At 72.4% G+C, this 6,512-nt stretch carries 5 protein-coding genes; all 5 read right to left on the reverse strand.

Features of this window, described 5'->3' with window-relative positions:
- Positions 1-148: 148 nt before the first annotated feature.
- Positions 149-1,321: a galactokinase gene (gene galK / locus GA0115240_RS07105; RefSeq protein WP_093735806.1), complete on the reverse strand. Its 1,173-nt coding sequence runs from the start codon at positions 1,319-1,321 to the stop codon at positions 149-151.
- Positions 1,318-2,289, reverse strand: coding sequence for a UDP-glucose 4-epimerase GalE (gene galE / locus GA0115240_RS07110; RefSeq protein ID WP_093735810.1), 972 nt, complete (start codon positions 2,287-2,289; stop codon positions 1,318-1,320). Before galE ends, galK begins: the two co-directional genes overlap by 4 nt.
- A 5-nt stretch (positions 2,290-2,294) precedes the next feature.
- Positions 2,295-3,341, reverse strand: coding sequence for a galactose-1-phosphate uridylyltransferase (gene galT / locus GA0115240_RS07115; RefSeq protein WP_093735807.1), 1,047 nt, complete (start codon positions 3,339-3,341; stop codon positions 2,295-2,297).
- Positions 3,342-3,693: 352 nt separating this feature from the next.
- On the reverse strand, positions 3,694-4,377 hold the full coding sequence (locus GA0115240_RS07120; protein WP_093735808.1) for a helix-turn-helix transcriptional regulator: 684 nt from the start codon (positions 4,375-4,377) through the stop codon (positions 3,694-3,696).
- Between the two features lie 205 nt (positions 4,378-4,582).
- The gene (locus GA0115240_RS07125) at positions 4,583-6,373 is read right to left on the reverse strand and encodes an ABC-F family ATP-binding cassette domain-containing protein (RefSeq protein ID WP_093735809.1); all 1,791 of its coding nucleotides are present in this window, start codon (positions 6,371-6,373) and stop codon (positions 4,583-4,585) included.
- Between the last annotated feature and the right edge of the window lie 139 nt (positions 6,374-6,512).

A 6,512-nucleotide genomic window follows, 5' to 3' on the forward strand; every position in this document is an offset into this window, starting at 1 on the left:
ACCACCGCCGACCGCCGGCCGCACCTCACCGCCAACGCCAACGCACCCCCACCCAGGGACGCGGGGAACTGCGCGACCAGCCCCCACCGGGAGCAAGCCCGGACACCACCGCAACCAACCCCCACGCCGTGGCCGACCGCGGGGGTCGTCAGGACAGGCGGTGGGCCCCCGGTCCGGGGGTGGTGAGGAAGTGGCGGGAGGAGGGGAGGGCCTGGGTGATCGCGGAGGCGATCTTCGCCTCGGTGGACTCCTCCAGGAGGACGATCGCGGAACCGCCGAAACCCCCGCCGGTCATCCGCGCGCCGAGGGCGCCCTCGGCGAGCGCCGTGTCGACCACCACGTCGAGCTCCGCGCAGGAGATGCGGAAGTCGTCCCGCAGGGAGACGTGGCCCGCGGTGAGGACCGGGCCGATGTCGGGCGTGCGGCCGGCGTCCAGCAGGGCGATGACCTCCTCGACGCGGCGGTTCTCGGTCACGATGTGCCGGGTCAGCCGGCGCAACCGCTCGTCCGGCAGGTCGGCCAGCGCCGCGTCCAGATTCTCGTAGGCGACATCGCGCAGCGCGGGCAGTCCCAGGGCCGCCGCGGCGGCCTCGCAGCCGGCCCGCAGCTCCCCGTACGCGCCGTCGGCGTGCGCGTGCTTGACCCGGGTGTCCACCACCAGCAGCCGCAGCCCCTGCGCCGCCAGGTCGAACGGCACCTGGCGCTGCGCCAGCGCCCGTACGTCCAGGTGCAGCGCGTGCCCCTGCGTGCAGCACGCGGACGCGGTCTGGTCCATCACGCCGACCGGCGCGCCCACGTACACGTTCTCCGACCGCTGGCAGAGCAGCGCCAACTCCTGCCGGGGCAGCTCGACACCGTGCAGCTCGGTCAGCGCCAGCGCGGTGACGACCTGGAGCGCCGCCGAGGAGGACAGGCCGCCGCCGACCGGCACCGTACTGGCGTAGTGGAGGTCGGCGCCGCCGATCGGGTGGCCGGCCTCGCGCAGTGTCCACAGCACGGCTGCCGGGTAGCGGGCCCAGCCCTCGGTGGCGCCGGGGGCGAGCGCGTCCACCTCCAGTTCGACCACCCCGCCGTCCATGTCGGCGGAGTGCAGCCGCAGCAGTCCGTCGTCGCGGCGGGCGACCGCGGCCCGGGTGGTGTGCGGCAGCGCGAACGGCATCACGTAGCCGTCGTTGTAGTCGGTGTGCTCGCCGATCAGATTGACCCGGCCGGGCGCCGCCCAACTGCCTTCGGGGGCGCGCCCGAAGACCCCGGTGAAGGCGTCGGCCAGGGCGTCTGCGGAGCTGTCGCCGAAGGTGTCGGCGACCGCGGCGTGCGTCATCGTGTCTCCCGCGTCAGCGATTGTGCGAAGGTCCAGGCGTCGCCGACCATCTCGGCGAGGTCGGTGCGCCGCGGCTGCCAGCCGAGCCGCTCCCGGGCGCGGTCGGCCGAGGCGACCAGGACCGCCGGGTCGCCGGTCCGGCGCGGCTCCACGGTGGCCGGGACGGGATGCCCCGTCACCTGCCGGACCGCCTCGATCACCTCGCGGACCGAGAAGCCGGCGCCGTTGCCGAGGTTGCAGATCAGGTGTTCGCCGGCCGGGGCCTTGTCGAGCGCCAGCAGGTGCGCCTCGGCCAGGTCGGCGACGTGGATGTAGTCGCGCAGGCAGGTGCCGTCCGGCGTCGGGTAGTCCTCGCCGAAGACGGAGACCGCCGCGCGCCGGCCCTGGGCGACCTGGAGCACCAGCGGAATCAGGTGGGACTCCGGGTCGTGCCGCTCGCCGTGCCGGCCGTACGCGCCGGCCACGTTGAAGTAGCGCAGCGAGACCGCGGACAGGCCGTGAGCGGCGCACTGCGCGCTGATCATGTGGTCGACGGCGAGCTTGGTGGCGCCGTACGGGTTGGTGGGCGCGGTCGCCGCGCTCTCGGTGATCGGGACCTCGCTCGGCTCCCCGTAGGTGGCGGCGGTGGAGGAGAACACCAAGGTGCCCACCCCGGACTCCCGCATCGCGCCGAGCAGTTCGAGGGTGCCGGCCACGTTGTTGCGCCAGTACTTCTCCGGGTTCGCCACCGACTCGCCGACCTGCGAGGAGGCCGCGAAGTGCAGCACCGCGTCGAAGGAGCCGTCCAGCACCTTGGCGGCGTCCTGGATCCGGCCCTCGACGAACTCCGCGCCGTCCGGCACGCCCTCCCGGAAGCCGGTGGACAGATCGTCCAGCACCACCACCTGGTGCCCGGCCTCCAGCAGGTGGGCGGCCACCACACCGCCGACATATCCGGCTCCGCCGGTCACCAGCAGCTTCTTCCGCAGGGTGCTCACTGAGTCGCTACCTCTCGCAGTCGCATCGCAGCGGACTCCGGTGGCACGTCGTTGACGAAGGCGCTCATGCCGGATTCGGAGCCCGCGAGGAACTTCAGCTTGCCCGAAGTCCGCCGGATGGTGAAAAGCTCCAGGTGGAGAGCGAAGTCCCGGCGGTCCGGGGCGGTGAACGGCGCCTGGTGCCAGCCCGAGATGTACGGCGTCGGCGGCTGGTCGTCGCCGAAGATCCGGTCGAAGCGGCGCAGCAGCTCCAGATAGACGGCCGGGAACTCGGCGCGCGCGTCCTCGTCGAGGCCGAGCAGGTCCGGAACCCGGCGGTTGGGGTAGAGGTGCACCTCGTACGGCCAGTGCGCGGCGAACGGCGTGAAGGCCGTCCAGTGCTCGCCGGTCAGCACGATCCGGCGGCCGTCGGCGATCTCGTCGGCGATTATGTCGTCGAACAGGTTGCGGCCATCGGTGCGTTCGCGGTGCTCGGCGAGCGAGCGCAGCATCAGGGCGGTGCGCGGGGTGGTGAACGGATAGCCGTAGATCTGGCCGTGCGGGTGGCCGAGGGTGACGCCGATCTCCTCACCGCGGTTCTCGAACGGATAGACCTGGACCACGCCGGGCAGCTGCGACAGGTCCTGGGTGCGGTCGGTCCAGGCGTCGAGCACCAGCCGGGCGCGCTCCGGTGTCAGTGAGCGGAAGGACGCGTCGTGGTCGGAGGTGAAGCAGACCACCTCGCAGCGGCCCTGGTCACCGGCCAGCGACGGGAAGCGGTTCTCGAAGACCACCACCTCGTAGTCCGCCGCGGGAATCTCGCTGAGCCGCCCCTCGCGCGACGGACACAGCGGACACTGGTCCGCGGGCGGGTGGTAGGTGCGTCCCTGCCGGTGCGAGGCGATCGCCACCGCGTCGCCCAGCAGCCGGTCGGCACGGACCTCGGAGGTCGTGGCGACAGGCTCCAGCGGGCGCAGGTCGACGGCATCGCGCACCACCGAGTCGGCGGAGTCGTAGTAGATCAGCTCGCGGCCGTCCGCGAGCAGGGTCGTCGTTTTCTTCACCCTGCGGCACCTCACACCACAATCTCCCAACAGAACCGCACACAATGAACCACAACAGAACAGCTCAGTCAATGCGCGGAGCCTCCCGAACTTCACAATGATCGGAGGACGGAATCACGGTGTCACGGTGGAGGTAACCAAACAAAGCCGAACAGATGTCGGCAGGTGGGACACCGGGGCGGCGGTGGTCGGGCAGCGGTGGCCGGGCGGCAGGCACCCCGAGAGGTCCTACCGGGAGCCGGGTCGTACGGGCCCGGGGAGAGGCAGGGCGGCCAGAAGGCAGGGCGGGAGGCGGACAGGGCGGGAGGCGGGCCCCGCCCCGGTGCCCGGACGTCCGCAGTGACGGTTCTGCTCAGGCGTGCCCGGCCGTCTCCTCCGCGGCCCGGTCCAGCAGCCCGGTGCGCGCCGCCAGCGCCGCCGCCTCCAGCCGCGACCCCACGCCCAGCTTCATCAGCACCCGCTGCACATGCGTACGCGCGGTGCTCGGCGCGATCCGCATCCCGGCCGCGATCAGCCGGGTGTCCTCACCCTCGGCGACCCGTACCAGCACCTCGATCTCCCGCGGGGTGAGCATCTCCAGCAGCCGCGCGCCCTCGTCGTCCGGCTGCCGGGCGGGGTTGAGGAGCTCGGCGAACGCGCCCTGGAGCAGCGGCTGGGCGATCGCCACCTCGCCGGCCCGGGCCTTGGCCATCGCCCGTTCGACGCCCTCGATCCGCTCGTCGTGCCGGACATAGCCGGAGGCCCCGGCTGCGAAGGCCGCCGCGATGCCCCGCGGATCGGGCACCGGGCCCAGTACCACCACGGCCACCACGGGCCGCTCCCGCTTGATCCGCGCCACCGCGTCGAACGCGCCGGGCTCGGCGGGCGCCGCCGTACCGAACAGGCACACCTCCGGCGACCTGCTCAGCACCAGTTCGGCCGCGCCGCCGGCCGGCGCCGCCGCGGCCAGCACCCGGTGTCCGCGCAGTTTCAGCGCCGAGGCGAGCGCCTCGGCGAGCAGCCGGTGGTCGTCGACCACGACGAGCCGTACGCCCATGTCGGGTATCCCCAATCCCCCCAGGGGCCAGGACCGCTGCCGGCCCCCGTGCCCTGTGCACACCGCCACGGGACCGGCGCCGACCACGCCCCCGGCCTGCGGGGCGCCCGTCCCATTGGCCGCGAAGCTACACGCTCACCGGACCGCGTGCCCCCTCATCCGGACAGAAGCTTGCGGCAATTGCGCCCGGGCCGGGCCGAATCGCTCACGCGTCCTCGGCCAGCTCCAGCCAGCGCATCTCCAGCTCGTCGCGCTCCTCGCGCAGCGACCGCAGCTCGGTGTCCAGTTCGGCGACCTTCTCGAAGTCCGTGGCGTGCTCGGCGATCTGGCTGTGCAGCTTGCTCTCGCGATCGCCCATCTTCGTCAACTGCCGCTCGATGCGCTGCAGTTCTTTTTTGGCCGCTCGGGTGTCGCCGACCTGCTTCTCCTTCGGCGCGGGCGGCGGGGGCGCGGCGGCCTCCACCATCCGGCGGCGGCGCTCCAGGTACTCCTCCACCCCGCGCGGCAGCATCCGCAACGAGGAGTCGCCCAGCAGCGCGAACACCTGGTCGGTGGTGCGCTCCAGGAAGAAGCGGTCGTGGCTGATCACCAGCATCGAGCCGGGCCAGCCGTCGAGCAGGTCCTCCAGCTGGGTCAGCGTCTCGATGTCCAGGTCGTTGGTCGGCTCGTCGAGGAACAGCACATTCGGTTCGTCCATCAGCAGCCGCAGCAGTTGCAGCCGGCGCCGCTCGCCACCGGACAGGTCGCCCACCGGCGTCCACTGCTTCTCCTTGGTGAAGCCGAACTTCTCGCAGAGCTGACCGGCCGTCATCTCCCGGCCCTTGCCGAGATCCACCCGCTGCCGCACCGCCTCCACGGCCTGGAGCACGCGCTGGGTCGGCTCCAACTCCGTGACTTCCTGGGAGAGATAGGCGAGCTTCACGGTCTTGCCGACGACCACGCGGCCGTGGACGGGCTGCTGGTCGCCGTCGGTGTTCCAGGCGTTGGCGAGCGCCCGCAGGAAGGACGTCTTGCCGGAGCCGTTCACCCCGACCAGGCCGATCCGGTCGCCGGGGCCGAGCTGCCAGGTGATGTGCGCCAGCAACTCCCGCTGCCCGGCGGCAACCGTCACGTCCTCCAGCTCGAACACGGTCTTGCCCAGGCGGGAGTTGGCGAACTTCATCAGCTCCGCGGTGTCCCGCGGCGGTGGTACGTCCTCGATCAGCGCGTTGGCCGCCTCGATCCGGAACCGCGGCTTCGACGTCCGCGCGGGGGCGCCGCGGCGCAGCCAGGCCAGCTCCTTGCGGACCAGATTCTGCCGCTTGCCCTCCTCGGTGGCCGCGATCCGCTCCCGTTCGGCGCGGGCGAAGACGTAGTCGCTGTAGCCGCCCTCGTACTCGTAGACGGTGCCGCGTTGCACGTCCCACATCTGGGTGCACACCTGGTCCAGGAACCAGCGGTCGTGGGTGACGCACACCAGCGCCGAGCGGCGCGTCCGCAGATGCCCGGCGAGCCAGGCGATGCCTTCCACGTCCAGGTGGTTGGTCGGCTCGTCCAGCACCAGCAGGTCCTGCTCGTCGATCAGCAGCTTCGCCAGCGCGATACGGCGTCGCTCGCCGCCGGACAGCGGGCCGATCACGGTGTCCAGGCCGTCACTGAAGCCGGGCAGGTCCAGGGCGCCGAACAGGCCGGTCAGCACATCGCGGACCTTGGCGTCCCCGGCCCAGTCGTGGTCCGGCCGGTCGCGGATGATCTCGTGCCGGATCGTCGCCGCGGGGTCCAGCGCGTCGTGCTGGGTCAGCACGCCGAGCCGCAGCCCGGTCTGGTGGGTCACCCGGCCGGTGTCCGGCTCCTCCAGCTTGGCCAGCATCCGGATGAGCGTCGTCTTCCCGTCACCGTTCCGCCCGACGACCCCGATCCGGTCGCCCTCCGAGACGCCGAGGCTCAGCGCCTCCAGCAGGGTGCGCGTGCCGTATGTCTTGCCGACGGCTTCGACGTTGACGAGGTTCACGGCCACGTGCGTGTTTCTCCAGGGTCAGCTAGGGGGTACGGCTCTCCAGCCTAGTCGTCCCCCGGCGGTGGCTTCCCGGCCCGCCCGCCCGCACCGGGGCCGCCCGGCGGTCCGCCGCTCTACGGCAGGACCGTCGCGCCGGGCG

Origin of the sequence: Streptomyces sp. DvalAA-14 (genome assembly GCF_900091855.1) — a bacterium.
Taxonomy (GTDB): Bacteria; Actinomycetota; Actinomycetes; order Streptomycetales; family Streptomycetaceae; genus Actinacidiphila.